The 26547-nt window shown below is 60.7% G+C and carries 26 protein-coding genes; 11 read left to right on the top strand and 15 right to left on the bottom strand.

From position 1 onward, the window contains the following. The first annotated feature begins 18 nt into the window (after window positions 1-18). The 8 genes from mrdA (at window position 19) to lipA (ending at window position 8526) form a co-directional block, all read left to right on the top strand. On the top strand, window positions 19-1914 hold the full coding sequence (gene mrdA, locus KUIN1_RS22915; RefSeq protein ID WP_003399770.1) for a penicillin-binding protein 2: 1896 nt from the start codon (window positions 19-21) through the stop codon (window positions 1912-1914). 31 nt (window positions 1915-1945) lie between these two features. Continuing rightward, window positions 1946-3049, top strand: a complete 1104-nt coding sequence (gene rodA / locus KUIN1_RS22910; RefSeq protein WP_003399772.1) for a rod shape-determining protein RodA — start codon at window positions 1946-1948, stop codon at window positions 3047-3049. Window positions 3050-3066: 17 nt separating this feature from the next. Beyond that, window positions 3067-4074, top strand: coding sequence for a lytic murein transglycosylase B (mltB, locus tag KUIN1_RS22905; RefSeq protein WP_024639418.1), 1008 nt, complete (start codon window positions 3067-3069; stop codon window positions 4072-4074). Further along, window positions 4074-5102, top strand: coding sequence for a septal ring lytic transglycosylase RlpA family protein (locus KUIN1_RS22900; RefSeq protein WP_024639417.1), 1029 nt, complete (start codon window positions 4074-4076; stop codon window positions 5100-5102). Before mltB ends, KUIN1_RS22900 begins: the two co-directional genes overlap by 1 nt. 241 nt (window positions 5103-5343) lie before the next feature. Continuing rightward, complete coding sequence (locus KUIN1_RS22895; RefSeq protein ID WP_024639416.1) at window positions 5344-6504, top strand: D-alanyl-D-alanine carboxypeptidase family protein; 1161 nt, start codon at window positions 5344-5346, stop codon at window positions 6502-6504. Between the two features lie 90 nt (window positions 6505-6594). Beyond that, entirely contained in the window at window positions 6595-6870 is a 276-nt protein-coding gene (locus tag KUIN1_RS22890; protein WP_003340907.1) for a DUF493 domain-containing protein, read from the top strand. Then, on the top strand, window positions 6870-7526 hold the full coding sequence (gene lipB / locus KUIN1_RS22885) for a lipoyl(octanoyl) transferase LipB (RefSeq protein WP_024639415.1): 657 nt from the start codon (window positions 6870-6872) through the stop codon (window positions 7524-7526). Before KUIN1_RS22890 ends, lipB begins: the two co-directional genes overlap by 1 nt. Continuing rightward, window positions 7519-8526: a lipoyl synthase gene (gene lipA, locus KUIN1_RS22880; RefSeq protein ID WP_002555327.1), complete on the top strand. Its 1008-nt coding sequence runs from the start codon at window positions 7519-7521 to the stop codon at window positions 8524-8526. Before lipB ends, lipA begins: the two co-directional genes overlap by 8 nt. Before the next feature lie 290 nt (window positions 8527-8816). On the opposite strand, the gene KUIN1_RS22865 is transcribed toward lipA, so the two are convergent. The 6 genes from KUIN1_RS22865 to leuS form a co-directional block, all read right to left on the bottom strand. Continuing rightward, window positions 8817-10154 carry a lytic murein transglycosylase gene (locus tag KUIN1_RS22865; RefSeq protein ID WP_024639414.1) on the bottom strand — a complete coding sequence of 446 codons (1338 nt, stop codon included), beginning with the start codon at window positions 10152-10154 and terminating at the stop codon, window positions 8817-8819. Between the two features lie 83 nt (window positions 10155-10237). Next, window positions 10238-10393: an alternative ribosome rescue factor ArfA gene (gene arfA, locus KUIN1_RS22860; RefSeq protein WP_002555325.1), complete on the bottom strand. Its 156-nt coding sequence runs from the start codon at window positions 10391-10393 to the stop codon at window positions 10238-10240. Between the two features lie 147 nt (window positions 10394-10540). Then, the gene (locus tag KUIN1_RS22855; RefSeq protein WP_011268983.1) at window positions 10541-10753 is read right to left on the bottom strand and encodes a hypothetical protein; all 213 of its coding nucleotides are present in this window, start codon (window positions 10751-10753) and stop codon (window positions 10541-10543) included. Between the two features lie 5 nt (window positions 10754-10758). Further along, a complete protein-coding gene (gene holA / locus KUIN1_RS22850; protein WP_011268982.1) occupies window positions 10759-11796 on the bottom strand; it encodes a DNA polymerase III subunit delta in 1038 nt (345 codons plus the stop codon). 41 nt (window positions 11797-11837) lie between these two features. Next, window positions 11838-12443 (bottom strand): LPS-assembly lipoprotein LptE, encoded by a 606-nt coding sequence (locus KUIN1_RS22845; protein ID WP_103713645.1) that lies wholly within the window; start codon window positions 12441-12443, stop codon window positions 11838-11840. Window positions 12444-12532: 89 nt separating this feature from the next. After that, window positions 12533-15139, bottom strand: a complete 2607-nt coding sequence (gene leuS, locus KUIN1_RS22840) for a leucine--tRNA ligase (protein WP_058822767.1) — start codon at window positions 15137-15139, stop codon at window positions 12533-12535. A gap of 314 nt (window positions 15140-15453) precedes the next feature. On the opposite strand from leuS, the gene KUIN1_RS22835 reads away from it, so the two are divergent. Together KUIN1_RS22835 and KUIN1_RS22830 are read left to right on the top strand one after the other, a co-directional pair. Beyond that, complete coding sequence (locus KUIN1_RS22835; protein WP_024651243.1) at window positions 15454-15795, top strand: hypothetical protein; 342 nt, start codon at window positions 15454-15456, stop codon at window positions 15793-15795. A gap of 120 nt (window positions 15796-15915) precedes the next feature. Continuing rightward, window positions 15916-16683: a YdcF family protein gene (locus KUIN1_RS22830; protein ID WP_152092310.1), complete on the top strand. Its 768-nt coding sequence runs from the start codon at window positions 15916-15918 to the stop codon at window positions 16681-16683. Window positions 16684-16752: 69 nt separating this feature from the next. On the opposite strand, the gene lnt is transcribed toward KUIN1_RS22830, so the two are convergent. The 5 genes from lnt to miaB form a co-directional block, all read right to left on the bottom strand. Beyond that, entirely contained in the window at window positions 16753-18273 is a 1521-nt protein-coding gene (gene lnt, locus KUIN1_RS22825; RefSeq protein ID WP_024643052.1) for an apolipoprotein N-acyltransferase, read from the bottom strand. Window positions 18274-18301: 28 nt separating this feature from the next. Further along, window positions 18302-19144 (bottom strand): HlyC/CorC family transporter, encoded by an 843-nt coding sequence (locus KUIN1_RS22820; RefSeq protein ID WP_003368790.1) that lies wholly within the window; start codon window positions 19142-19144, stop codon window positions 18302-18304. A 5-nt stretch (window positions 19145-19149) separates the two neighbouring features. Further along, a complete protein-coding gene (ybeY, locus tag KUIN1_RS22815; protein WP_103713210.1) occupies window positions 19150-19650 on the bottom strand; it encodes an rRNA maturation RNase YbeY in 501 nt (166 codons plus the stop codon). After that, window positions 19643-20665, bottom strand: a complete 1023-nt coding sequence (locus KUIN1_RS22810; RefSeq protein WP_003399802.1) for a PhoH family protein — start codon at window positions 20663-20665, stop codon at window positions 19643-19645. The genes ybeY and KUIN1_RS22810 overlap by 8 nt, the downstream gene beginning before the upstream one ends. A gap of 177 nt (window positions 20666-20842) precedes the next feature. Then, window positions 20843-22171: a tRNA (N6-isopentenyl adenosine(37)-C2)-methylthiotransferase MiaB gene (miaB, locus tag KUIN1_RS22805; RefSeq protein WP_003368786.1), complete on the bottom strand. Its 1329-nt coding sequence runs from the start codon at window positions 22169-22171 to the stop codon at window positions 20843-20845. A 139-nt stretch (window positions 22172-22310) separates the two neighbouring features. Here miaB and KUIN1_RS22800 point away from each other — a divergent pair, with 139 nt between their 5' ends. Then, on the top strand, window positions 22311-22637 hold the full coding sequence (locus KUIN1_RS22800) for a DUF1820 family protein (protein ID WP_003313868.1): 327 nt from the start codon (window positions 22311-22313) through the stop codon (window positions 22635-22637). Window positions 22638-22679: 42 nt separating this feature from the next. Here the strand turns inward: KUIN1_RS22800 and KUIN1_RS22795 are convergent, their stop codons facing one another. From KUIN1_RS22795 to KUIN1_RS22775, 4 genes are all read right to left on the bottom strand, one after another. Next, on the bottom strand, window positions 22680-23228 hold the full coding sequence (locus KUIN1_RS22795) for a tetratricopeptide repeat protein (protein WP_003399809.1): 549 nt from the start codon (window positions 23226-23228) through the stop codon (window positions 22680-22682). A gap of 296 nt (window positions 23229-23524) precedes the next feature. Next, a complete protein-coding gene (hemL, locus tag KUIN1_RS22790; RefSeq protein ID WP_003399812.1) occupies window positions 23525-24808 on the bottom strand; it encodes a glutamate-1-semialdehyde 2,1-aminomutase in 1284 nt (427 codons plus the stop codon). Between the two features lie 282 nt (window positions 24809-25090). Then, window positions 25091-25708, bottom strand: a complete 618-nt coding sequence (thiE, locus tag KUIN1_RS22780) for a thiamine phosphate synthase (RefSeq protein ID WP_003368782.1) — start codon at window positions 25706-25708, stop codon at window positions 25091-25093. 23 nt (window positions 25709-25731) lie between these two features. Continuing rightward, complete coding sequence (locus KUIN1_RS22775; RefSeq protein WP_024639405.1) at window positions 25732-26529, bottom strand: hydroxymethylpyrimidine/phosphomethylpyrimidine kinase; 798 nt, start codon at window positions 26527-26529, stop codon at window positions 25732-25734. Window positions 26530-26547: the final 18 nt, after the last annotated feature.

Here is a 26547-nt window from a genome sequence, read left to right as displayed (position 1 = left end):
ACTGTGAATACGGCCTAAATGTCTCAACCGATCCGCCTCAAAGACCACGAAAAGGACGCACGCCTGGTGCGCGGCAGGGTCGTGTTCGGTGCTGTGGCGGTGGTGTTGCTGGTGTGCGTGCTGATTGCCCGGTTGTATTACCTGCAGGTCATCCAGTACGAGTATCACTCCACGCTTTCGGAAAATAACCGCGTTCACGTTCAGCCGATTCCGCCCAGCCGCGGGTTGATCTACGACCGTAACGGCGTTGTGGTCGCCGATAACCGGCCCAGTTTCAGTCTCAGCATGACCCGTGAGCGCGCCGGCGAGTGGTCCAGCGTGCTCGACACCATTGTCGAGATCCTGCAGCTCACCCCCGACGACCGCATCATCTTCGAAAAGCGCATGAAGCAGGGGCGTCGGCCATTCGAGCCGGTGCCCATCCTGTTCGAGCTGAGCGAGGAACAGATCGCCCTGATCGCCGTCAACCAGTTCCGCCTGCCGGGCGTCGAAGTGGTTGCGCAACTGGTCAGGCATTACCCGCAAGGGCCGCACTTTGCCCACTCGGTCGGCTACATGGGGCGCATCAACGAGAAAGAGCTCAAGAGCCTCGACCCGATCAATTACAGCGGCACGCACCATATCGGCAAGACCGGCATCGAGCGCTTTTACGAGCCCGAGCTGCATGGTCAGGTCGGCTACGAAGAGGTCGAGACCAACGCCCGTGGTCGCGTATTGCGTGTGCTCAAGCGCACCGACCCGATCCCCGGCAAGGACATCGTCCTGAGCCTGGACATCAAGCTTCAGGAAGCCGCCGAAGCGGCACTGGGCGGTCGTCGTGGTGCGGTCGTCGCGCTGGACCCGGCCACCGGGGAAGTGCTGGCGATGGTCAGTGCGCCGAGCTTCGATCCGAATCTGTTTGTCACCGGCATCAGCTTCAAGGCCTATGCCGAGCTGCGCGATTCCATCGACCGGCCGCTGTTCAACCGCATCCTGCGAGGGCTGTACCCGCCGGGCTCGACCATCAAGCCTGCAGTGGCGATTGCCGGGCTGGATACCGGTGCGGTGACGCCTGGCTCGCGGGTATTCGATCCGGGCTATTACCAACTGCCCAATTATGATCACAAGTACCGCAACTGGAACCGCACCGGCGATGGCTGGGTCGATCTGGATACGGCGATCATGCGTTCAAATGACACGTACTTCTACGATCTGGCACACAAGGTGGGCATTGATCGACTGGCTACCTACATGAACAAGTTCGGTATCGGGCAGAAGGTCTCGCTGGACATGTTCGAAGAATCTCCCGGCCTGATGCCGTCCCGCGAGTGGAAGCGCGCCACGCGCCGTCAGGCCTGGTTCCCTGGCGAAACCCTGATTCTCGGGATTGGTCAGGGCTACATGCAGGCGACGCCTTTGCAACTGGCCCAGGCGACCGCGCTGGTGGCCAACAAGGGTGTATGGAATCGGCCGCATCTGGCCAGAACCATCGAAGGCAAGGCGCCTGTTGATGAAAATCCGATGCCGGACATCGTGCTGCGCGACCCGGCCAACTGGGGACGCGTCAACCATGGCATGCAGGAAGTGATGCACGGCGCGCGCGGTACGGCGCGCAAGGCCGCCATTGGTGCGCAGTACCGGATTGCCGGCAAGAGCGGTACTGCCCAGGTGGTGGCCATCAAGCAGGGCGAGAAATACGACCGCACCAAGGTGCAGGAACGCCACCGCGACCACGCCTTGTTCGTCGGCTTCGCCCCGGCTGATAACCCGAAAATCGTTGTTGCAGTGATGGTCGAGAACGGCGAGTCCGGTTCCGGCGTTGCTGCACCCGTCGTGCGTCAGGTCCTGGACGCCTGGCTGCTCGACGAAAACGGCCATCTCAAACCCGAGTACGCCGGTTCCCTGAATCTGGAGGCTGCGGCCCGTGAAGAGTAATTTCGACCGCATCCTGTCCAGTGAAGACGTGATGCGTCGCCGCGCCACGTTTCTGCAGCGCATTCATATCGATGGCCCATTGCTGATCCTGCTGCTGACGCTGGCGGCGGGCAGCCTGTTCGTGCTGTATTCGGCCAGCGGCAAGAACTGGGACCTGCTGATCAAACAGGCCAGTTCGTTCGGCATCGGTCTGGTGGCAATGGTGGTGATCGCCCAGCTGGAGCCGCGCTTCATGGCGCGCTGGGTGCCGGTGCTGTATGTCATCGGCGTGCTGCTGCTGGTGGTGGTGGATGTCATGGGCCACAACGCCATGGGCGCAACGCGCTGGATCAACATTCCCGGGGTGATCCGCTTCCAGCCTTCGGAGTTTCTCAAGATCATTATGCCGGCGACCATCGCCTGGTACCTGTCCAAGCGCACGCTGCCGCCGCATTTGAAGCACGTGGCGGTCAGTCTCGCCCTGATTGGTGTGCCGTTCATTCTGATCGTGCGCCAGCCCGACCTGGGAACGTCACTGCTGATTCTGGCGTCGGGTGCCTTCGTGCTGTTCATGGCCGGTTTGCGCTGGCGCTGGATTATCAGTGTACTGGCGGCGGCCATACCGGCCGCGGTGGCCATGTGGTTCTTCTTCATGCACGACTACCAGAAGCAGCGCGTACTGACCTTTCTGGACCCCGAAAGCGATCCGCTGGGGACCGGCTGGAACATCATTCAGTCAAAGGCTGCGATCGGTTCGGGCGGCGTGTTCGGCAAAGGCTGGTTGCTCGGTACCCAGTCGCACCTCGACTTTCTGCCGGAAAGCCATACCGACTTCATCATTGCAGTATTGGGTGAAGAGTTCGGCCTGGTAGGCATCTGTGCGCTGCTGATCATCTATATGCTGCTGATCGGCCGCGGGCTTGTGATCACTGCGCAGGCGCAGACATTATTCGGCAAACTGCTGGCCGGCGCGTTGACCATGACGTTTTTTGTTTACGTTTTCGTCAACATCGGTATGGTCAGTGGCCTGCTGCCAGTGGTGGGGGTGCCGTTGCCCTTCATTAGCTACGGCGGAACTTCGCTCGTAACCCTACTGTCAGCGTTTGGGGTTTTGATGTCGATCCATACACATCGTAAATGGATCGCTCAAGTTTGATTAAGGTGAACTATTCAATGCAAGCAATGCGTAACTGGGCTCGATATGCTCCGGTGGTCGGTCTGGTGGGCATCCTTGGCTCGGTGCAAGAGGCGCTGGCGGGCGACTATGATGGGTCGCCCCAGGTGGCGGAATTCGTCGGTGAGCTGACCCGCGATCATGGCTTTGCCGGTGAGCAGTTGATGAGCCTGTTCCGCGAGGTCGAGCGCAAGCAGGCCATTCTCGATGCCATTTCCCGCCCGGCCGAACGGGTCAAGCAGTGGAAAGAGTATCGGCCGATGTTCATCACCGATACGCGCATCGCTCGCGGTGTCGACTTCTGGCGTCAGCATGAGGCCGCCTTGGCGCGTGCCGAGCAGGAATATGGCGTGCCGGCGCAGATCATCGTGTCGATCATTGGTGTAGAAACCTTCTTCGGCCGCAATACCGGTAATTACCGGGTGATCGACGCCCTGTCGACGCTTGGCTTCGATTACCCGCCGCGCGCCCAGTTTTTCCGCAAGGAACTGCGCGAGTTTCTGCTGCTGGCGCGCGAGCAACAGGTCGACCCCCTGACCCTCAAGGGGTCTTACGCCGGGGCGATGGGGCTGCCGCAGTTCATGCCGAGCAGTTTCCGCGCCTACGCGGTGGATTTCGACGGTGACGGTCACATCAATATCTGGACCGACCCGGACGATGCCATCGGCAGTGTCGCCAGCTATTTCAAACGCCATGGCTGGGTGGCCGGTCAGCCGGTGGTCAGTCGCGTCACGGCCCGTGGCGACCGGGTTGACGAGGGGTTGAGTCCTGCGCTTGATCCGGTAATGTCGGTCGGGGAGTTGCGACAGCTGGGCTGGGCGAGTCATGATGCGCTGCGCGACGATATGCCGGTGACGGCATTTCGTCTGGAAGGCGACAATGGTCCTGAATACTGGCTGGGTTTGAACAATTTTTATGCAATCACCCGTTATAACCGCAGTGTGATGTACGCCATGGCCGTATATCAGCTGTCTGAATCGTTGGTTCAAGCTCGAGGCGTCAAGTAATGCGGGCATCGCCGATTCTTCAATCATTCAAGCTTCTGGCGCTGACCGGCCTGGCAGTGCTGGTTGCCAGTTGCTCGTCGCCGTCACGCACAACGTCGTCGCAGCCGCCAAAAGGCGGTGCAGTTGTGCGCTCGATGCCGGGCCTGGACATCAACAGAGCCCACAAGGACGGCGCGCCGTGGTGGGATGTGGATGTCTCGCGTATCCCTGACGCAACGCCGACCCTGCACACCGGGGCCTACAAGGCCAACCCGTACACCGTGCTGGGCAAGACCTACTTCCCGATGAGCGATGCCAAGCGTTACGTCGCTTCGGGCACCGCCTCCTGGTATGGCACCAAGTTTCATGGCCAGAACACCGCCAACGGCGAGGTGTATGACCTGTATGGCATGAGCGCCGCGCACAAGACCCTGCCGCTGCCCAGCTACGTCAAAGTGACCAACCTGGACAACAATCGCACGGTGATCCTGCGCGTCAACGATCGCGGGCCGTTCTATTCCGACCGCATCATCGACCTGTCCTACGCGGCCGCCAAAAAGCTCGGCTATGCCGAAACCGGCACGGCTCGGGTCAAGGTCGAGGGTATCGACCCGCAGGAATGGTGGGCGCAACGGGGTCGTCCGGCGCCGCTGTTGCTCAATCAGCCGCAGGTCGTTGCCCAGGCGACGCCGCCTGCGCTGTCCACTTCGACCGGCACCGTCGAGCAGTACACACCGCCGCCTCAGCAGCACGCTGCACCCGTCGTGCCGATGCAGGTTGACGCAAAAAAAAACGCTTCAGGACAAGCCGCTGGGCTGTTTCTCCAGGTGGGAGCCTTCGCCAACCCGGACGCTGCGGAACTCCTGAGGTCGAAATTGAGCGGGATGGTTCGAGCGCCGGTGTTCGTCAGCTCGATAGCGCGCAATCAGCAAACACTCTATCGAGTGCGGATGGGACCGATCGACACGCAGGGTGAAGCCCAGCAGCTGCAAAACAGCGTCAGGTCGGCCAATCTGGGTCAGCCGAGCGTAGTGACATCGGATCAGTAAGTTCTTCGACAATCGTTCCCCGGCAATAATGGGGGACGATATGCAGTCGCACGCGGCGCAGATTTGCTTTCAGGGCAAGCGTTGCAGGTAACTGCCCACAAGGTCGTGTGTCGAACAGGCGACTTTGTCAGCCAGGGTTACAGCCTGGCGCCACGAGCCGTACCGAAGCGTTTTCGCTTCGCCGGTCTGTTCAGTTTTGCCCGCAAGGGCATGTTTGCCCATTAGGATTCTCGAGAGACGGATGAACATCACCACCTTTGCAAAACGTTTGTGCCTGCTTGTTCCACTGATTATCACCCCGACTGTGTGGGCGGCAGAGCAGATGACGCCTGCTGCACCGCAACTGGCGGCCAAGTCCTACGTGCTGATGGATGCCACCAGTGGCAATGTCCTGGTCGAGAACAATGGTGATCAGCGTCTGGCTCCTGCCAGCCTGACCAAGCTGATGACCGCCTACATCGCGACCCTGGAAATCCGTCGCGGCCAGATCGGCGAAAACGATCCGGTGACGATCAGTGAAAACGCCTGGCGCACAGGCGGTTCGCGGATGTTCATCAAGGTCGGCAGCCAGGTCACGGTCAGCGACCTGTTGCACGGCATCATCATCCAGTCGGGTAACGACGCCAGTGTCGCGATCTCCGAGCACATCGCCGGCAGCGAAGACGCCTTCGCCGACATGATGAACAAGACTGCCGGCGACCTGGGCATGACCAACAGCCACTTCATGAACCCGACCGGTCTGCCGAACCCTGAGCACTACTCGTCGGCTCACGACATGGCGATCCTGGCACGCGCGATCATTCACGAGGACCCGGCTCACTATGCGATCTACTCGCAGAAGGAGTTCTTCTGGAACGGCATCAAACAGCCTAACCGTAACCTGCTGCTGTGGCGCGACAAGACCGTTGACGGTCTGAAAACCGGTCACACCGATGAAGCCGGCTACTGCATGGTGTCCTCGGCAGTACGTGACGGCATGCGCCTGATCGCCGTGGTGTTCGGCACCAACAGCGAACAGGCCCGTGCGGCGGAAACCCAGAAGCTGCTGACCTATGGCTTCCGTTTCTTCGAAACCCAGAACTTCTATCAGAAGGGCACCGAGCTGGCCCAGGCCACGGTCTGGAAAGGCACCGAGCGTCAGGTCAAGGCCGGTCTGGCTGAAGATCTGAGCATGACCATGCCAAAAGGCGACATGAAGAAGCTGTCTGCCAGCATGACCATGAACCCGCAACTCGTTGCGCCAATCGCCAAGGGCGACGTGATCGGCAAGGTCGAGGTCAAGAAAGACGATCAGGTGGTTCACACCGCCAATCTGATTGCGCTCGATGGGGTTGAGGAAGGTGGTATTTTCCGCCGCGTGTGGGATAGCATCCGCCTGTTCTTCTACGGCTTGTTCAACTGATCCAGTAACCAATGCCGACCTTCTCGCGGCCTGCTCATGATCTGAGCGGGCCGCGTGTCCGTCGTCACGGCTTGTGAGACCTTTACTGCCATGACTGATACCGACATCAAGTCGCACAAAATAGAATTTCCCTGCAATGACTACCCGATCAAGGTGATCGGTGACACCAGTGTGGGCTTTACGGCGGCCGTGATGGAAGTGCTTGAAAAGCATGCCACGGTCGACCTCAAGACGCTCGCCGAGCGTCAGAGCAGCAACGGCAAATACACCACTGTGCAACTGCACATTGTCGCTACCGGCGAAGACCAGTTGCGCGATATCAATAGTGCCTTGCGCGCTACGGGTTTCGTGCACATGGTGCTCTGATGGCGGGTACGCTGGGTTTTCGTGATCTGGGCCTGATCGATTACGAAACCGCCTGGCACGCCATGAAGCGCTTTACCGACGAGCGTGGCCGCGAGGCTGCCGATGAGGTCTGGCTGGTTCAGCATCCGCCGGTTTTCACCCAGGGACAGTCCGGCAAGGCCGAGCATTTGCTGCTGCCGGGTAATATTCCTGTCGTACAGGTCGATCGTGGCGGCCAAGTGACTTATCATGGCCCGGGCCAACTGGTCGCTTACCTGATGCTGGACGTCAGGCGCCTTGGTTTCGGCGTTCGCGATCTGGTCACCCGGATCGAGAACACCCTCATCGCCTTGCTCGCCGACTACGGCGTCAAGGCAGCAGCCAAGGCTGATGCCCCTGGCGTATACGTCGACGGCGCGAAGATAGCGTCGCTCGGTCTGCGCATTCGCAACGGCTGCTCGTTTCATGGTCTGGCGTTGAACGTCGACATGGACCTTGAGCCGTTCCGCCGCATCAACCCGTGCGGATACGCCGGGCTGGCCATGACCCAACTGAGCGATCAGGCAGGGCAGATAGAATTTTCCGAGGTAAGTGCCCGACTGCGTGCGCAGCTCGTCAAACACCTCGACTACGCTGAGCAGGCGACCCTTACGGGCGGAATAAACCATTATGACTGACACCGTGCAAACCCTGATCCCGACGCTGGATGTTTCCGAGCGAGTGGCCCGTCCGAAAGTCGAAGCGGGCGTCAAGCTGCGCGGAGCGGAAAAGGTTGCGCGCATCCCGGTCAAGATCATCCCGACGGTAGATCTGCCGAAGAAACCCGACTGGATTCGCGTGCGCATCCCGGTTTCTCCGGAAGTCGACCGTATCAAGCAATTGCTGCGCAAGCACAAGCTGCACAGCGTCTGTGAAGAGGCGTCCTGCCCCAACCTGGGCGAATGCTTCTCCGGTGGTACTGCAACGTTCATGATCATGGGCGACATCTGCACCCGTCGCTGCCCGTTCTGTGACGTGGGCCATGGTCGTCCGAAGCCGCTCGACGTCAACGAACCGAAGAGCCTCGCCATCGCGATTGCCGACCTGCGCCTGAAGTACGTGGTGATCACCTCGGTTGACCGTGACGACCTGCGTGACGGTGGTGCTCAGCACTTCGCCGACTGCATCCGTGAAATCCGCCTGCTGTCGCCGGGCGTGCAGCTCGAAACGCTGGTGCCCGATTACCGTGGCCGGATGGACGTGGCGCTGGAAATCACCGCCGCCGAGCCGCCGGACGTGTTCAACCACAACCTGGAAACCGTACCGCGTCTGTACAAGGCTGCGCGTCCGGGGTCGGACTACCAGTGGTCGCTGACCCTGCTGCAGCGCTTCAAGCAGATGGTCCCGCATGTACCGACCAAGTCCGGGCTGATGCTGGGGTTGGGCGAGACCGACGAAGAAGTCATCGAAGTCATGCAGCGCATGCGCGAACACGACATCGACATGCTGACCCTGGGTCAATACCTGCAGCCTTCACGCAATCACTTGCCCGTGCAGCGCTTTGTCCACCCCGACACCTTTGCCTGGTTCGCCGAAGAAGGCTACAAGATGGGCTTCAAGAACGTCGCATCCGGGCCGCTGGTACGCTCTTCGTACCACGCCGACGAGCAGGCCAAGATCGCCAAAGCGATGCTCTGACAGCACGCCGCAAAAACAGGAAGGGCCAGGTAGCGATACCTGGCCCTTCTTTTTGTGGCTGATGATCGTGCCGATTATCTGCGGACTATCGTGTCAACGCTCCGCGTTGGCATGCCGTTCTGGACGCTTTGCGTCACACTCTTCGCCGCATCGTAAGTCGAGATTGGACGCGGAGCGTCCGGAAATGCATTCCCACGCTGGAGCGTGAGGAACGATAGGCGTCCGTAAGAACGCTATCGTGCCAATGCTCCGCGTTGGCATGCCGTTCTGGACGCTCTGCGTCCTCCCGATTACTGCCCGACAGGCTTGCGCAGGTTCTCCAGCAATTCATGCGTCGGGTAACCATCGGCTGGCCAGCCGAGCGATTGCTGCGCACTGCGGATGGCCTTGCGTGTATTGGCGCCGATAATGCCGTCTGGCGCGCCTGCGTCGTACTGGCGTGCCGAGAGCAGGGTTTGCAGCTCAATGCGCTCTGAGCGGCTCAGCGGCAGGTCTCCGCGTGGCCAGCTGCCCACGACATAGCCCGCGCCCTTGAAGCGATCGGAGAGCAGGCTGATCGCCAGTGCGTAGGAGGTCGAGTTGTTGTACTTGAGGATGGCGCGGAAGTTGTCCAGCACCAGAAAGGCCGGCCCGCGATAACCGGCTGGCAACAGCAAGGCGGCTTGCTGCTGGCTGGCGGCGACCGGAATGGCTGAGCCGTCGGGCTGTTTCAGACCCAGTTGCTGCCATTCAGCAAGACTCTTGCGGGTCGTCGAGTCGGCCAGCGAGTAATCGAACCCCGAGCCGAGCACCACTTCAAAGCCCCAGGGCTGACCACGCTGCCAGCCGGAACTTTGCAGGTAGTGCGCAGTGGATGCCAGGGCATCGGCCGGGGTGTTCCAGATATCACGGCGGCCATCGCCGTCAAAATCCACGGCATGGGTGTTATAGGTGGTCGGGATGAACTGCGTCTGGCCCATCGCACCGGCCCACGACCCCAGCATTTTGTCCGGGGTTATGTCGCCATGCTGGATGATTTCCAGCGCGGCGAGCAACTGGCTTTGTGCAAAGCCGGGACGGCGACCTTCATAGGCCAGTGTCGCGAGTGAGCGAATGACGGATTGCGTACCCTGTAACGACCCGAAATTACTTTCCATACCCCACACCGCGACCAGCGTCTGACGATCGACGCCGTACTGCTGCTCGATCTTCTGCAGGTCGTCGGCATACTGCGACAGCAGCGCCTGACCCTTGCGTACGCGTGCGGCAGAGATGGCACCGTCAAGGTATTCCCAGACCGGGCGGCTGAATTCAGGCTGACTGCGGTCGGCCTTGACTACGCTCATGTCGGGGGTGACACCGGCAAATGCCAGATCGAATACGTCCGCGCGAATGCCTGCCTTCAACGCCTGGGCACGAAAGCCGGCCTGCCATTCGCTGAAGCTGACGGCGGGCTGAATCGTGAGGTTGTCATCAACGACCAGTGCTGGCGTAGGCGCTACGGCAGGAGCGTTTGTCTGCACCTTGCTGGATTGAAGAGGCGTGGCATCGGCTGCAGTGGGTTTTTCTGCGCAGGCTACCAGGGCAACAAGACTGGAGGCAGCGATGAGTTGGCGCAGCTGCGGGCGATGGGTAAAACGAGAAGGCATGCTTGAGTCCAAGGGTATTACCGTTAGGTGCAGACCATAACACGGCTAAGCGGTTGAAAGCGCCCCGGAAATGTTGCTCGATATCAGGCTGCCATAAAGCAGGAAGCCTCCCAGCTTTTAGACTGGAAGGCTTCGCGGCGGTAGCTGCCTTTGCCTTTGGCCGGTTGTTCCTGACGACTGCGGAACAAGGGCTGGGCGATGATGGATTTGGCCTTGTTCGGCCGCTTTGGCTTGCTCATGGCAGGTGCTCCTGATGGGTGTTGTAAAACGTTGCGAATCATCGGGCAGAGCCGCGCGTGTGTCCAATAGTCGTGTGCTATGGCGCTGAGTACGTAATTGGCCGAGTGAATGAAGACCTGTAGGAGCGAGCTTGCTCGCGAATTTGATCAAAAATCAAACTGATGCAGTAGCGCCATCATGATGATTGCAAGGGTGGCAACTCCCATGCCTGTCGCCCAATTTGCGGCTGGGGTTTCCGCAAACCAAGAGCCTTTTACAGGGTATTTGCCAAGCGTCAGGAGTTTTACGACAGGCCATCCGACCGGATAGAAAATGGCACGAGCAACGACCTCAAACAGGCCAGTAGGTATGTCGCACATGAGGCCTACTCCGCAGGCAATGCCAATCGTTGCCCCGCCATCAGCAGTGCCAGCCGGCTCAGGCTGCTCCAGGGCGAGCCTGCTGCCTGGCCTTTGATCTGCGCATCGACGCGTTGCGCATCCATGAGCAGCTGGCTCCAGCGTTTGGCCGAGTGACGTTGCAGGGCTTTGCTCATCAGTGGCTTGCGCTTGTCCCAGATCGGCGGGCGTGCCGAGCTGAACACCTTGTCCAGCGGTACGCCCTGGCTGAACTGTTGCGACATGTTGGCCAGGGCGCGCAGTTCGCGGGTCAATGCCCAGAGAATCACCGGCGTTTCGACCCCTTCGCCACGCAGTCCTTCGAGCATGCGCAGCGCGTGGGCAGCTTCGCCATTGAGCACTGCATCGGTCAGGCCAAATACGTCGAAGCGCGCACTGTCGGCTACGGCCGCCTGCACGGTCTCGACGGTGATCTGGCCTTCTTCGGCCATCAATTTGAGCTTTTCGATTTCCTGCGCGGCGGCCAACAGGTTGCCTTCGACCCGGGCAGCGATCAGTTCGACAGCGTCCTGAGTGGCTGCCAGACCTGCCTGCGACAGGCGCTGGCGAATCCATTGCGGCAGCTGGCCGATGTCCACCGGCCAGATTTGCACGAACTGGGTTTGCGCGCCCTCGACCAGGGCCTTGCCCCATTTGGTTTTCTGCGCACTGCCATCGAGCTTGGGCAGGCTGATCAGCAGCAGGGTGTCTTCGGCAGGTCTGGCGCAGTATTCCATGAGTGCCGCAGCACCCTTGTCGCCGGGCTTGCCGGAGGGCAGACGTAACTCCAGGAGACGGCGTTCGGCAAACAGCGACATGCTGGCACCCGCCTGGAGCAATGTGCCCCAGTCGAAGCTGGCGTCGGCGCTGAATACCTGCCGCTCATCGAAGCCTTGCTGGCGTGCGGCTGCGCGAATGGCGTCAGCTGCTTCCTGGCAGAGCAGCGGATCGTCACCGCTGATCACATAGACGGGCGCAAGTGTGCCTTGCAAGTGCTTGCCGAGTTGGGCGGGGGCGAGTTTCATGAGTCAGAGCATGTCGGGGCCGGAGAACCGGCCCCAGACACTTATCTGGCTGGAACTTCGACAGGCGACTGCTGAGGCGTCTCGTCGCGGATTCGCTGGGCAGCCTCCAGTGCGTCGGCTTCGGCCTTGGCAACCGCATCGGCCTTGGCCTGCAGCTCGTCCAGACGCGAAGGGGTCAGTTGCTGCAAGCGAGCCATCATTTTCTGGATCAGGTCGTTGCGCATTTCCTGACGAACCTGGGCGGCTTCCTGGTCGGAACCGGTCAGATTGTTGCCGTCGTGCACGTAGGAACGGTCTGCAGTGACTTTATCGCCAAGCAGGAAGCGATCCTTGTCGCCATGCACTTCATAGGTCAGGGTGGTGGTCAGCTGGTATTCAGCCGAGCGACCCGAGCCCGAGTAGCTGATGGTGCGCTGAGTCTCGGCCTCGTTGGTCAGCATCAGCTTGTAAGGCGCGCCGGTATAGACCTTGACGCCGGAGCTGGTCAGCAGGCGAGTGAGTTGCGTCACGGTTTCGCCATAGGCGTTGCGGGCGCTGACATCCAGCTCCTTGATCGCAAGCTCGGTGGTACCGGTGCCACGCAGCTGGAAGCCACAGGCACTCAACAGAACAGCCAGGCCCATCACCAGCAAATTGCGTTTGATCATCTTGATGCTCCCCTTGAATCCGTTTGGGCCGCCAGTGCGTGCCCTGGAAATATGTTCGGCGCCCTGCATTTGCCGGGCGCCCGATCCAATCAGCTTGCGACGATGTTGACCAGCTTGCCAGGCACGACGATCACCTTGCGAATGGTCAGGCCATCAGTGAAGCGCAATACGTTCTCGTTGACGCGTGCGGCCGCTTCGACCTCTTCGCGGCTGGCGCTGGCGGGCATCTCGATGTGACCACGCAGTTTGCCGTTGACCTGAATCACCAGTTGCAGACTGTCCTGTACCAGCGCGCTTGCATCGAATGCAGGCCAGCCCGCGTCGATCACCGGCTCATTGTGGCCCAGTTGCTTCCACAGTTCGTGGCTGATGTGCGGTGTGATCGGAGCCAGCAGCAGGGCGACGGTTTCCACGCCTTCCTGCATCAGGGCGCGATCCTGCGGTGTGTCCTGCGGGGCCTTTTCCAGCACGTTCATCAGCGTCATCACTTGCGCGACAGCGGTGTTGAATTTCTGGTTCTGGCCAATATCCTGGCTCGCCTGTCTGATCGCCTGATGAATCGCGCGGCGGATGGCTTTCTGCTCATCGGTCAACGCCGCAACGTCCAGGCCGGTCGATGGCCCTTGAGCTACATGCGCCTGAGCCAGACGCCATACGCGGCGCAGGAAACGATGCGAACCTTCGACGCCCGAGTCGGACCATTCCAGGCTCATGTCGGGCGGGGAGGCGAACATCATGAACAGACGGCAGGTGTCGGCACCGTACTGGTCGATCATGGTCTGTGGGTCGATGCCGTTTTTCTTCGACTTCGACATCTTTTCAGTGCCGCCGATTTCCACCGGCAAGCCGTCGCTGGTCAGTCTGGCGCTGATCACCTTGGCCTTGGCGTCTCTTTCGAGGGTCACGTCGGCCGGGTTGATCCAGGTTTTCTTGCCGCTGGTTTCCATGCGGAAGTAGGTTTCGGCGTTGACCATGCCCTGGGTGAGCAGGTTCTTGAACGGTTCGTTCGAGGTTACCAGGCCTTCGTCGCGCATCAGCTTGTGGAAGAAGCGGGCGTAGAGCAGGTGCAGGATCGCGTGTTCGATACCGCCGATGTACTGATCCACCGGCAGCCAGTGGTTGGCAGCGTTCGGCTCGACCAGGCCGCCCTCGTAATGCGGCGACGCATAGCGCGCGTAGTACCACGAGGACTCGACGAAGGTGTCCATGGTGTCGGTTTCACGCTTGGCCGGTGCGCCGCATTTCGGGCAGCTGCATTCGTAGAACTCGGGCATGCGCGCCAGTGGCGAGCCAGCGCCGTCGGGCACGACATCCTCAGGCAGGACAACCGGCAACTGGTCTTCCGGGACCGGCACGTCGCCGCAGGTGTCGCAATGCACGATAGGGATCGGGCAGCCCCAGTAGCGCTGGCGGCTGATGCCCCAGTCGCGCAGGCGGAACTGGGTACGGGACTGGCCCAGGGATTTCTTGACCAGCGCGGCTTCAATGGCGTCAAACGCGTCCTGGAAGGTCAGGCCGGTGAACTCGCCGGAGTTGATCAGCTCGCCATGCTCACCGTAGGCCGGTTGCCATGGGGCCGGCGTTTGGTCGCCGGCGCTGGTGCGTACCACGGGCTTGATCGGCAGACCGTACTGGGTGGCGAACTCGAAATCACGCTCGTCGTGTGCCGGTACGGCCATGACCGCGCCATCGCCGTAGTGCATCAGCACGTAGTTGGCGACCCACACCGGCAGTTTCTCGCCAGTCAGTGGATGCTCGACGAACAACGAGGTCGCCTGGCCTTTCTTTTCCTGTGTGGCAACGTCGGCTTCGGCAACGCTGCCGCCCTTGCATTCATCGATGAACGCCTGCAGGGCGGGGTTGCCTTGAGCGGCCAGGGTTGCCAGCGGGTGTTCAGCCGCCACGGCGACGTAGGTCGCCCCCATCAGGGTGTCAGGGCGGGTGGTGAAGACTTTCAGGGCACCGGCTTCGCCGATCGACGCCTGGTCGTACGGAAACTGCACTTCCATGCCGCGCGAACGGCCGATCCAGTTGCGCTGCATGGTCTTGACCTGTTCAGGCCAGCCCGGCAGTTCGTCGAGGCTTTCCAGCAGCTCATCGGCGTACGCGGTGATCTTGAAGTAGTACATCGGGATTTCGCGCTTTTCGATCAGCGCGCCGGAACGCCAGCCGCGGCCGTCGATGACCTGCTCGTTGGCCAGTACGGTCTGGTCGATCGGGTCCCAGTTCACGGTGCCGTTCTTGCGGTAGATCACGCCTTTTTCGAACAGGCGAGTGAACAGCCATTGTTCCCAGCGGTAGTAATCAGGCTTGCAGGTGGTGACTTCGCGCGACCAGTCAACCGCCAGACCCAGGCTCTTGAGCTGGGTCTTCATGTAGTCGATGTTTTCGTAGGTCCACTTGGCCGGCGCGACGTTGTTGTCGATGGCGGCGTTTTCAGCCGGCATGCCGAAAGCGTCCCAGCCCAGTGGCTGCAGAACATTCTTGCCGAGCATGCGCTGGTAGCGGGAGATCACGTCACCAATGGTGTAGTTGCGCACATGACCCATGTGCAGCTTGCCGCTCGGGTAAGGAAACATCGACAGGCAATAGAAGGTGTCCTTGCCTGGCTGTTCACTGACTTCAAAAGACTTTTGCTCATCCCAGAACGTTTGGGCGGCGGCTTCGATTTCACGGGGCTGATAGAGTTCGTGCATGGCTACTTTTTACTAAGGATTAGTGACCCTTGACCTCTTCATTGCTTCGCCGAGTCAGGTCGGCACCGCGTGGCGGACAATTGCAACTGTCTGTGCGGTGCGTTCGGGCTCAAGAGCGCGGAAGTGGAATTACAGGAAGCGCAGTAGCATACATGAGGGCCGTCTATCGAGGGAAACCCTGATTGCGTCCCCGTGTGGGCTCAACGCCCGGCCGACAACCTTATCTGGCCGTTGGTCGTAGTTCCATGCCGGTTCTTGCAGCAGCGCTAAGCTCAAACGCGAGGGTGATGATTTATCTTCGATGAGGTGAGCGGATGACAGAGTTGCAGCATGTTGTAAGTCTATCCAGGCTGTATGGGCGCCTGATCGACCGTCTCGGACTTGCACTCGAGACGGCGAGTACCTCGGTCCGGCTCCGAAACGAGTCGCCTGCCGAGCTTGAGCTCAAGGGGTTGAGCCGCGCCGAGTTCCAGTTGATCGAGGCCTATCTCGAAAAAGGTAGCGGGGACGCAGGCGCAGCTGTCGTGGACACGTTTACGGGCAACGGTGTGGTTGCTGCGGAGCATGGCCGGTTGCCCCGAGCGTCAGCCACGATCGTGTGGCTGAAGGATCGGCGACGAGCCAAGGCGTCAGTACGGCTGGGCCGTAACACTTAGGCAATTGCACGCCTGCCTGCGCGCGCAGGCCAAGGGCCTGGCTATCATCGGCTTCCTGCTCCAGGCATTGTCGCGTGCCTGCAAACATTCTAGGCTGCGGGCACTCATGGAGATGTCCCGATGCCCTTGCGTTACCTGTTCAAAACCCTCCTTTTGCCGCCCGGCATTCTGTTTGTCCTGCTGATCCTCGGCTGGTGGTTGCGTCGCTCCCGGCCACGTCTGGCGACGGCGTTCTTTGCGGTCGGCCTTGGCGGAATGTGGCTGATGAGTCTGCCGGTCGCCGTAGAGTTCGCCGCTCGTAGACTGGAGCAGATCCCGCCCTTGCCGCAACAGCGATGGGCGATGCTGGCGCAGCAGGTGGATGCCATTGTGGTGCTGGGCAATGGGCGTGAGCGCAACTCTCCGACCTGGGGCACAGACACGCCCACTGGTCTTGGGCTGGAGCGCCTGCGTCTGGCGGCGCGATTGGCGAAAGAATCCGGACTGCCAATACTGACCTCTGGCGGCCTGCATTTTGACCAGCCGCCCAGCGAGGCGGCGATCATGGCGCAGTCGCTGCAGGACGATTTTGCCGTGACGGTGCGCTGGCAGGAGGGGCTGAGCCGCACCACATGGGAAAACGCAACCATGAGCGCCGCGATTCTGCAGCCGCAAGGTATCAAGCGCGTGGTGCTGGTGACTCAGGCCTGGCACATGCCGCGGGCACGCTGGTGCTTCGAGCAGGCGGGTTTCACGGTGGTGGGTGCGCCGGTCGGCTTTCTGGGGGTCGACAACGCTCGGCCTTTTGGTGGCTGGCTGCCTGAAAGTCGCGTGTTCACGCAGAGCGGGATGCTGCTCAATGAAGCCGCAGGCTTGCTGGTGTATCCGTGGATCTATCGGAAGGGGTAACGATCATCTGAAGCAGTGACCATCTGAAGCCGATTCCACCTGCAGGCAGATGAAACCGGCTTCGTGCAGTCAGACGGTCTTGGAAATCCGTGCCGCCATCAATGCCCAGCCAAACAGCAGCAGGCAGACAATTGCCAGCGGCCACGAGCGCCAGTGCAGATACGGCGTGAGTTCATGCATCGGCACTACTTCGCCGTACAGCACGCCGCGTTCGAACTGCGGAATCTGCTCGGTGATTTGGCCGAACGGGTCGATCAGCGCGGTCACGCCGTTGTTGGTGGCGCGGATCATCCAGCGACCCGCTTCAAGGGCGCGCATCTGGGCCATTTGCAAGTGTTGCAGAGGGCCTATCGAGGTGCCGAACCAGGTGTCGTTGCTGACCGTCAGCAGCAGGTCGCTTTGCGCCGACAGGCTTGCGGCGAACTCCGGATAGACCACTTCGTAGCAGATGAACGGCGCGATGTGATAACCCTTGGCCTGCAATAACGCCTGATCGTTCGGGCCGCGCGCGAAGTCCGACATTGGCAGATCGAAGAAGGAAATCAGCCCGCGCAGCAGGTCCTGCAGCGGCACGTACTCACCGAACGGCACAAGTTTCTGCTTGTAGTAGGTGCCGTCACCCTGACCTGTGACCGTGATGCCGTTGTAATAGCGGTACTCACCGCGCCCGGTCGGTTCGCGCACCGGTACGCCGGTGATCAGTGCCGCGCCGCGGTCCGAAGCGAACTTGCCCATCATCGACAGATAGCCTTCTGCGCTTTCCTTGAGCACCGGCACGGCGGTTTCCGGCCAGACGATCAGGTCTGCCTGCTGCGAACGGAAAGTCATGTCGCGGTACAGGGCCAGCTGATCGTTGAGCTTTTGCGGGTCCCACTTCATGCTTTGTTCGACGTTGCCCTGCATCGCCGCGACTTTCAGTGGCGCGCCGGACGGCGATGTCCAGGCGTGCCCCTTGAGGGCCAGGCCTGTCACCCACGGGGCCAGCAACAGCACCACGCCCATGGCCAGAAACGATTTGCGTTCACGCAGGCGGTGCAGGTTGCACAACAGTGCAGCAGTCATCGCCAGCGAGAACGAAATCAGCCATACGCCGCCGACGGGGGCGAGCCCGGCCAGTGGACCGTCGAGCTGACTGTAGCCGGAATAGAGCCACGGGAAACCGGTGAGAAACCAGCCGCGAAACGCTTCCTGCCACAGCCACAGGGCTGCGAAGGCCAGCGCATCAGCCAGCGGTGCCTCATTGCGACGCAGCCAGCGCGCCCAGACCCAGGCGGGCAGGGCAAAGAACAGGGCAATGGCGGCGATGAACAGCAGCATCAGCAGCCCGGCCAGCAGTACAGACGCGCCGCCGTAGGTGTGAATGCTGACGTAGATCCAGCTGGTGCCAGCGCCGTACAGACCGAAGCCGTAGCACCAGCCGCGGGCCAGTGCCTGGCGCGGGTTCAGGTCGCGCAGGCCCAGATAGAACATCGCCACTGCCACCAGCACCAGAGGCCAGAGGTCGAAAGGCGCCAGGGCCAGAGTCGTGAGCCCGCCAGCCGCCAGGGCCAGCAGGTTACCGGGCCAGCCGGGGCGGGTTATCCAGCGCATGTAGATTCCTTAAAGCAGCATCAAGTGTTTACGGACGTGAAATGGGCGTCACGCGCAGCAAATGAATGCGACGGCTGTCAGCGCTCAGGATGCGGAAACGATAAGCACCGATTTCAGTGATTTCGTTGCGCTTGGGCAGATGGCCGAAGGCATTCATCACCAGACCGCCCACGGTGTCGAACTCGTCGTCCGAGAACGTGCTGTCGAAGAATTCGTTGAAATTCTCGACCGGCGTAAGGGCCTTGACCAGGAAGTCGCCGCTGGGCAGCGGTTTGATGTAGCTGTCTTCCTCGACGTCATGCTCGTCTTCGATGTCGCCGACGATCTGTTCCAGCACGTCTTCGATGGTCACCAGACCTGCCACGCCGCCGTATTCGTCAATGACGATGGCCATGTGGTTGTGGTTGGCGCGAAATTCGCGCAGCAGCACGTTGAGACGCTTGGATTCGGGCACGAAGGTGGCCGGACGCAGCAGCTTCTTGACGTCATCACTGTCGCCGTCGGCCTTGAGGATCAGCGGCAGCAGATCCTTGGCCAGCAGCACACCGAGCACGTCATCGTGGCTCTCGCCGATCACCGGATAGCGCGAGTGCGCAGCATCGATGACCGCCGGCAGAAATTCACGGGGTGTCTGGGTCGCCTTGATGCTGATCATCTGCGAGCGCGGCACCATGATGTCGCGCACTTGCAGGTCAGCCACTTGAATGGCGCCCTCGACGATGGCCAGCGCTTCGCTGTCCAGCAGTTTGTTCTGGTGGGCTTCGCGCAGCAGCTCAAGCAGCTCCTGGCGGTTTTTCGGCTCATGGACAAAGGCCTGGGTCAGTTTACCCAACCATGACTTTTGCCCGTTGCTCGATCGGTCTTCGCTCATAGCCCTTACTCGTGGTCCTTGCTTGGTGTGTCTGAATGGGGAGGGTCGGCACTTTCGTCGTCGGCGTAAGGATCGGGATAGCCCAGCTCCTCAAGCAACGTTCGTTCCAGTGCTTCCATTTCTTCGGCTTCTTCATCATCGATGTGGTCGTAACCCAACAGATGCAGGCAGCCATGAATGACCATGTGCGCCCAGTGCGCGTCGACGGACTTGCCCTGTTCAACGGCTTCACGGTTGACGACCGGAACGCAGATGACCAGATCGCCCAGCAACGGGATGTCCAGCATGTCGTCTGGAACGTCCGCCGGGAATGAAAGCACGTTTGTTGCGTAATTTTTGTGTCGCCAGGTGTTATTGAGCTCACGGCCTTCGGTTTCGTCAACCAGGCGGATAGTCAGCTCGGAGTCGGCACTGCGCTGACGCAAGCCCATTTCACACCAGAGGCGGAATCGGGCTTCGTCAGGGGCGCTGGTCTCGCTTGCAACCTGCAGGTCCAGCTCAAGCATCGCGGTGTTTGTCCCGTGGGTAACTGTTGTTGCCCGACGGACCATCGCTGAGGCGGTCGTCGAAACGCTCGTAGGCTTCGACGATGCGCTGCACCAGCGGGTGGCGAACCACATCCTTGGGTTTGAAATGCGTGAAGCTGATGCCCGGCACGTCCTTGAGCACATCGATGACATGCGTCAGCCCGGAGCGAGTGCCTTTGGGCAGGTCGACCTGGGTGATGTCGCCGGTGATCACGGCCGTGGAGCCGAAGCCGATACGGGTCAGGAACATCTTCATCTGCTCGACGGTGGTGTTCTGACTTTCGTCGAGAATGATGAAGCTGTTATTAAGGGTGCGTCCGCGCATGTAAGCCAGCGGTGCCACTTCAATGACCTGCTTCTCGATCAGCTTGGCGACGTATTCGAAACCGAGCATCTCGTACAGCGCGTCATACAGCGGGCGCAGGTACGGGTCGATCTTCTGCGCCAGATCGCCGGGCAGGAAGCCCAGCTTCTCGCCAGCCTCGACCGCCGGGCGCACCAGCAGGATGCGTCGAATCTGCTCGCGCTCCAGTGCATCCACCGCACAGGCCACCGCCAGGTAGGTCTTGCCGGTACCCGCCGGGCCGATGCCGAAGTTGATATCGTTGCTGAGGACTTCCTTGACGTAACGCTGCTGGTTCAGGCCGCGCGGGCGAATCATGCCCTTTTTGGTGCGCAGCGAGACGCCGACTTCGGCGGCAGGGTGGTTGTCGAGGCCGTCCACACCCGATTCCTGGAGAAACAGGTGGACCATGTCCGGCGTCAGTTCGGTACCTTTGGTTTCCCGGTACAGACGGCGCAGCAGGTTCTCGGCGGAATGACTTTGTTTGGGGTCGCCAATGAGCTCGAATTGATTACCGCGATTGCGGATCTCGATGTCCAGGCGTTGCTCGATCAGGCGCAAGTGCTCGTCGAGTTGCCCGCACAGGTTGGCGAAACGATGGGCCTCGAAAGGCTCGAGGGTGAAGCGATGAGGTTCTATGGGTGCGTTCAAGGTCGTTTAATGGCCGTCCGGCGGCAATTGAGATGTATTGAAGAATAACCCTAGCGCTGGTTGTGCGAAAGCTTTGCCTTGTTAAAGGCCGCGCTAGGGATTTCACCGTGCTCAATGGTAGGGACCGCGCAGAAACGAATTCATTCGGCGATTCGTTTCTGCGCCGACACTCAGGTTTTACTGTAGCAGCGAGCCGCGCAATGAGTGAGGCTGTGCATCATCGATGTGTACATCGGCAAACTGCCCGATCAATTTGGGGTTGTCGCAGCGAAAATTGACAATCCGGTTGTTCTCGGTGCGCCCCTGCAGTTCGCCCGGGTCTTTCTTCGAGTAGTCGGTTACCAGAATGCGCTGGATGCTGCCGACCATCTGTCGGCTGATCTCGAAACCCTGCTGGTTCAGACGATGTTGCAGCGCGGCCAGTCGCTCTTTTTTCAGGGCTTCCGGCGTGTCGTCCTTGAGGTCCGCGGCGGGCGTTCCCGGACGCGGGCTGTAGACGAACGAGAACGAGAAGTCGAAACCCACGTCCTCGATCAACTTCATGGTGTTGTCGAAATCCTTTTCGGTCTCGCCGGGGAAGCCGACGATGAAGTCGGAACTGATACTGATGCCCGGCACTGCGGCCCTGAGCTTGCGCAAGCGGGACTTGTATTCCAGCGTGGTGTGGTTGCGCTTCATCGCCGCCAGGATGCGGTCGGAACCCGATTGCACAGGCAAATGCAGGTGTTTGACCAGCTCCGGCACTTCCGCGTGGGCCTGGATCAGGCTGTCGGAAAATTCCAGCGGGTGCGAGGTGGTGTAGCGAATGCGGTCGATGCCATCGACGGCGGCGACCACGCGGATCAGGTCCGCCAGGTCTGCAACGCGGCCGTCGTGGGTGGTGCCGCGATAACCGTTGACGTTCTGCCCCAGCAGAGTGACTTCACGCACGCCGTTTTCGGCCAGGTGGATGACTTCACTCAGCACGTCGTCGAACGGACGACTGACTTCCTCGCCACGGGTGTAGGGCACCACGCAGAAGGTGCAGTATTTGCTGCAGCCTTCCATCACCGACACATAAGCACTCGGGCCATCGACGCGTGGCTCGGGCAAATGGTCGAACTTTTCGATTTCCGGGAACGAGACGTCGACCTGCGGCAAGCGGGTCACGCGTGCGGCGTCGATCATTTCCGGCAGGCGGTGCAGGGTCTGCGGGCCGAACACCACGTCCACATAGGGTGCGCGATCGCGAATGGCTGCGCCTTCCTGGCTGGCCACGCAGCCACCGACGGCGATGACCATTTCCGGATTGGCCAGCTTCAGCTCACGCCAGCGGCCGAGCTGGGAATACACCCGGTCCTGGGCGCGCTCACGAATCGAGCAGGTATTGAGCAGGATCACGTCGGCGTCTTCCGCGCGAGCGGTGACTTCCAGGGCCTGATGTTCGCCCAGCAGGTCGACCATGCGCGAGCTGTCGTACTCGTTCATCTGGCAACCGTGGGTTTCGATATAAAGCTTTTTGGCCATGCGTGATGATCAACCGTGTCAGTGAACCGCGCATTATAAGGATGAAGGGCTCGGGTTCCTAGCGTTGGCTGTCCGACGAGGCGGGCGGACATGCTATAGTCCGTGCCCCTTTTTCATCTCTGATCGTTACCCGCCCGTTATGACCAAACGCGAAGCTCCAATCTACAAGGTGATTTTCCTCAACCAGGGACAGGTGTTCGAGATGTACGCCAAGCAGATCTACCAAAGTGATCTGTGGGGCTTTCTGGAAGTTGAAGAATTCGTCTTCGGCGAGCGCACGACCGTGGTGGTGGACCCCAGCGAAGAGAAGCTCAAGGCCCAGTTCGAAGGCGTGGTGCGCAGTTTTGTGCCGATGCACTCGATTGTGCGCATCGATGAAGTCGAACGCATGGGCACGCCGAAGATCAGCGAGGCGCGCGGTACCAGCAATGTAATGCCGTTCCCCATGCCGATGCCGGAAAAGTAAGCGTTGCAGGTTTGCATCGCGACTGCCCTGAAAGATTCCTGATCAGGGCAACGGAGAGAAAGGACTGCGCCCTTCGGCGGTCTGCAGTTCAAGCAGGTATTTGCGGAAAATCTGCCCCAGTACCTGAGTGGCCACTTCGAGCTCGTCACGCGGCATCTTCGCCGACACTTCGTCGGCAGCGTCCAGCGCCTCTTCCGAACCGTTGACCGCGGCCATCTTCAGCACGATGTACGCCTGAATGTTGTTGGCCTGCACACCTTCGCCACGGCTGAACATCAAGCCCAGCTGGTACTGCGCCTGGGCATGGCCCTGCAGTGAAGCCTGCTCGAAATAATTCAGCGCCTGCGGCAAATCGCGAGGTGCATTTTTGCCCTCGTAATAGAACTCACCCAACTCGTACTGTGCCTGCGCGTCCCCACCCTTGGCGGCCTGCTGGCAGGCTTCAAGCGCTGCAGGCAGGTTCTCTGGCTGGGTATTGAGGGTGCAACGACCCATCGCCGGTACTAACAACGAGTTGCCGCCGGCAGTTGCCAGCAGGGGATAGACAAGCAACAGGCAGCCCAATACAAGGGTGCGGCCGGTGCGGTTCATGGGAGTCGACTTACCTCTGAAAAAGGTGCGGGCATGCCCGACCAGCTAAACGTGCTGGCTGCGCATTATGAAATAAGCAGAGCCAACCTTACAAAGTCTTTACGGATTTTCTGCTGCACGGCCTGAAAACACCCTTCTTTACGGGCGGATTACCTGAAACAGGGTTGTTGTCAGCGTGTATATGCAGCGTTCGCAGTGCATTGTAGAAGCAAAATGCATACTTAACGTTCAGTTTCATTTGCAGTCATCACTCGCGCCGGTTCACTGACACCCTGCGCGAGTGGTGCCTGAGGAGCTTATTTCAGCGCAGCGAATGCCTTTTCTGCGGCATCCAGGGTCAGTTTCAACTCGGCATCACCATGGGCGATTGAGGTGAAACCCGCTTCGAAGGCGCTTGGCGCGAGGTACACGCCGCCGTCCAGCATCAGGTGGAAGAAACGCTTGAAGCGCTCGGAGTCACTGGTCATCACGTCTTCAAACGTGACGATTTCGTCGGCTTCGCTGAAATACAGGCCGAACATGCCGCCGGCCTGGGTCGTCACGAACGGAATACCGGCTGCATCGGCGCGCTGTTGCAGACCTTCGAGCAGGCGGCGGGTGTAGTCGCTCAGTTCATCGTGAAAGCCGGGACGGCTGATCAGGCGCAGCGTGGTGAGGCCGGCCGCCATCGCCAGCGGGTTGCCCGACAGAGTGCCGGCCTGATAGACCGGGCCGAGCGGTGCGATGTGCGACATGATTTCGCGTTTGCCGCCAAAGCAGCCGACCGGCATGCCGCCACCGATGATCTTGCCGAAGGTGCTCAGGTCGGGCGTCACGCCGTAGTAAGCCTGTGCGCCGCCGAGGGCTACGCGAAAACCGGTCATCACTTCATCGAAAATCAGCACCACGCCGTGCTCGTCGCACAGCTCGCGCAGCCCTTGCAGGTAGCCAGGCGCAGGCGGCACACAGTTCATGTTGCCGGCCACGGGTTCGACGATGATGCATGCCACTTCCTGACCCACTTCGGCCAGCAGGTCACGCACGGCGTCGAGGTTGTTGAAGGGCACGGTCAGGGTGTGTTTCGCGAATGCTGCAGGTACGCCAGGCGAGCTGGGCACGCCCAGGGTCAGTGCGCCGGAGCCGGCCTTGACCAGCAGGCTGTCGGAGTGACCGTGGTAGCAGCCTTCGAACTTGAGGATGCTGTCGCGGCCGGTGAAGCCGCGCGCGAGGCGGATCGCGCTCATGGTTGCTTCAGTGCCCGAGCTGACCATGCGGACCATTTCCATGGACGGCACCAGTTCGCAGACCAGGTCGGCCATTTCGGTTTCCATGGCCGTCGGTGCGCCGTAGGACAAGCCGTGTTCCAACTGGCTGCGCACGGCGTCGAGCACGTCGGGATGGCTATGGCCAAGAATCATCGGGCCCCAGGAGCCGACGTAATCCACATAACGCTTGTCGTCTTCGTCAGTCACGTAGGCGCCCGCAGCGTGCTTGAAGAACAGCGGCGTGCCACCCACGCTCTTGAAGGCGCGAACCGGCGAATTGACGCCACCGGGGATGTGTTTTTGGGCGTTGGCGAACAGTGTTTCGGAACGGGACATGATCGGGTCTCTGCTTTGAAGCGGGGAATTCGTGTCTACGCTGGGGTCAGCCGAGGCGGGCAGCTTCAGGGTGGGCTGCTTTATTGGGTGGCATGAGCCAGAGAAGGCGCAGGAACGCGCACTATATCAAATGAAGCGCGGCTGCGAATGAGGATCCACGTACTTGTGGGAGCGAGCTTGCTCGCGAAGGGGGCAATGCAGGCCCCGAAAATAGCGGGTCTAAACCATCGCCTTCGCGAGCAAGCGAAGCGTCGCCCGGCTCGCGCCCACAGTGATTGGGCTCTACAGCAGCGCCGTGAAAGCTTTCGCCCGGCGCGTCACTTCCTGAGTATTTTCAGCGCCGAACAGGCCGTGCACCACGGCGAGCAGGTCGGCCCCGTGTTCGACCAGTTGCGGTGCGTTCTCCAGGGTAATGCCGCCAATCACCGCAATCGGCAGGTGGACCCTGGCACGCACCTGAGCGATCAGGTCCAGCGGCACGGCCGGGGCGCCGGGTTTGGTCAGGGAGTTGAAGAACCTGCCAAATGCCACGTACGTCGCGCCGTCAGCCTTGGCTTGCTCGGCCAGTTCCACGCGGCCATGACAAGTAGCCCCGACAATCGCCTTGTGCCCGAGCAGGGCGCGGGCATCGGGCAGCGAGCCGTCGGACTGCCCCAGGTGCACGCCCACCCCCAGCCGCGCAGCCAGTTCAGCGTCATCGTTGATGATCAGCCGGGTCTTGTAGCGTTCGCAGAGCTTGAGCAGTTCGGTCGCTTCGCGCAGACGGCGGGACTCGTCACTGTTCTTGTCGCGGTATTGCAGCAGCGTCACGCCGCCGTCCAGTGCCGCTTCGACGTACGACAGAAATTTTCCGGACAGCAACTGGCTGTCGGTGATGGCATACAGGCCACGCAGTTTCATGAATCGACCCTCATGGCGATGTGTTACGAGCAAAAATCCAGCGGCAGCCGACGTGGCACGAATTGCCCCCGGCCCAACTGTTCGGCATCCCTCAGCGTTCGCCAGGTGTAGTCGAGTGCCGACTTCACCGCGCTGACCAGCTCCTGCCCCTGGGCGATCCGCCCGGCCAGTGCGCTGGCCAGGGTGCAGCCGGAACCGTGATAGCTACCGGGCAGACGTTCGCAGACGAAGGTGTGGGTCTGGCCGCCGCGCAGGTACAGGCGGTTATGGATTTGCTGTTCATCACCATGACCGCCAGTGATCAACAGATATTCACAAAACGGCAGTAGTTTGTCAGCGCACTCATCCGCAGTACCTTCGGGCAGCTCGGCAAGAATGCGGGCTTCCGGAAGGTTCGGCGTGGCGATGGTCGACAGTGGCAACAGGCGTTCGCGCATGGCGTAGCCGACCTCGTCCTTGCCCAGTCTGCCGCCGCCGCCAGCGCGTAACACCGGATCACAGACCATGGGCAAGTGCGGGTGAGCCAGAAGCAGATCGACGACCGTATCGACCATGTCCAGTGAGCCGAGCATGCCCAGCTTGACAGCTGCTACGCTCGAATCGTTGAGGACTGCATTGGCTTGCGCCATCACCCATTCGCGATCCAGCACGCGGAAATCACTGACATTGACAGTGTCTTGCACCGTAAGCGCGGTAATGACCGGAGCGGCATGGCAGCCTTGGGCGAGCAGGGCTTCTATATCGGCCTGCATACCGGCACCGCCACTAGGGTCGTGGCCGGACAGGCAAAGGACTACGGGGCGGGAGCTATAGATATTCATGGTGCGCGAGCTTATCAC

The organism is Pseudomonas sp. KUIN-1, assembly GCF_009176725.1.
GTDB lineage: Bacteria > Pseudomonadota > Gammaproteobacteria > Pseudomonadales > Pseudomonadaceae > Aquipseudomonas > Aquipseudomonas fragariae.
This window is presented reverse-complemented; position numbering and strand designations above follow the sequence as displayed.

Bases quoted from the DNA above. Each gene is read 5' to 3' on its own strand.
- mrdA (WP_003399770.1), top strand. From the start codon at position 19: ATGTCTCAACCGATCCGCCTCAAAGACCACGAAAAGGACGCACGCCTG.
- rodA (WP_003399772.1), top strand. From the start codon at position 1,946: ATGCGTCGCCGCGCCACGTTTCTGCAGCGCATTCATATCGATGGCCCA.
- mltB (WP_024639418.1), top strand. From the start codon at position 3,067: ATGCAAGCAATGCGTAACTGGGCTCGATATGCTCCGGTGGTCGGTCTG.
- KUIN1_RS22900 (WP_024639417.1), top strand. From the start codon at position 4,074: ATGCGGGCATCGCCGATTCTTCAATCATTCAAGCTTCTGGCGCTGACC.
- KUIN1_RS22895 (WP_024639416.1), top strand. From the start codon at position 5,344: ATGAACATCACCACCTTTGCAAAACGTTTGTGCCTGCTTGTTCCACTG.
- KUIN1_RS22890 (WP_003340907.1), top strand. From the start codon at position 6,595: ATGACTGATACCGACATCAAGTCGCACAAAATAGAATTTCCCTGCAAT.
- lipB (WP_024639415.1), top strand. From the start codon at position 6,870: ATGGCGGGTACGCTGGGTTTTCGTGATCTGGGCCTGATCGATTACGAA.
- lipA (WP_002555327.1), top strand. From the start codon at position 7,519: ATGACTGACACCGTGCAAACCCTGATCCCGACGCTGGATGTTTCCGAG.
- KUIN1_RS22865 (WP_024639414.1), bottom strand. From the start codon at position 10,154: ATGCCTTCTCGTTTTACCCATCGCCCGCAGCTGCGCCAACTCATCGCT.
- arfA (WP_002555325.1), bottom strand. From the start codon at position 10,393: ATGAGCAAGCCAAAGCGGCCGAACAAGGCCAAATCCATCATCGCCCAG.
- KUIN1_RS22855 (WP_011268983.1), bottom strand. From the start codon at position 10,753: ATGTGCGACATACCTACTGGCCTGTTTGAGGTCGTTGCTCGTGCCATT.
- holA (WP_011268982.1), bottom strand. From the start codon at position 11,796: ATGAAACTCGCCCCCGCCCAACTCGGCAAGCACTTGCAAGGCACACTT.
- KUIN1_RS22845 (WP_103713645.1), bottom strand. From the start codon at position 12,443: ATGATCAAACGCAATTTGCTGGTGATGGGCCTGGCTGTTCTGTTGAGT.
- leuS (WP_058822767.1), bottom strand. From the start codon at position 15,139: ATGCACGAACTCTATCAGCCCCGTGAAATCGAAGCCGCCGCCCAAACG.
- KUIN1_RS22835 (WP_024651243.1), top strand. From the start codon at position 15,454: ATGACAGAGTTGCAGCATGTTGTAAGTCTATCCAGGCTGTATGGGCGC.
- KUIN1_RS22830 (WP_152092310.1), top strand. From the start codon at position 15,916: ATGCCCTTGCGTTACCTGTTCAAAACCCTCCTTTTGCCGCCCGGCATT.
- lnt (WP_024643052.1), bottom strand. From the start codon at position 18,273: ATGCGCTGGATAACCCGCCCCGGCTGGCCCGGTAACCTGCTGGCCCTG.
- KUIN1_RS22820 (WP_003368790.1), bottom strand. From the start codon at position 19,144: ATGAGCGAAGACCGATCGAGCAACGGGCAAAAGTCATGGTTGGGTAAA.
- ybeY (WP_103713210.1), bottom strand. From the start codon at position 19,650: ATGCTTGAGCTGGACCTGCAGGTTGCAAGCGAGACCAGCGCCCCTGAC.
- miaB (WP_003368786.1), bottom strand. From the start codon at position 22,171: ATGGCCAAAAAGCTTTATATCGAAACCCACGGTTGCCAGATGAACGAG.
- KUIN1_RS22800 (WP_003313868.1), top strand. From the start codon at position 22,311: ATGACCAAACGCGAAGCTCCAATCTACAAGGTGATTTTCCTCAACCAG.
- KUIN1_RS22795 (WP_003399809.1), bottom strand. From the start codon at position 23,228: ATGAACCGCACCGGCCGCACCCTTGTATTGGGCTGCCTGTTGCTTGTC.
- hemL (WP_003399812.1), bottom strand. From the start codon at position 24,808: ATGTCCCGTTCCGAAACACTGTTCGCCAACGCCCAAAAACACATCCCC.
- thiE (WP_003368782.1), bottom strand. From the start codon at position 25,708: ATGAAACTGCGTGGCCTGTATGCCATCACCGACAGCCAGTTGCTGTCC.
- KUIN1_RS22775 (WP_024639405.1), bottom strand. From the start codon at position 26,529: ATGAATATCTATAGCTCCCGCCCCGTAGTCCTTTGCCTGTCCGGCCAC.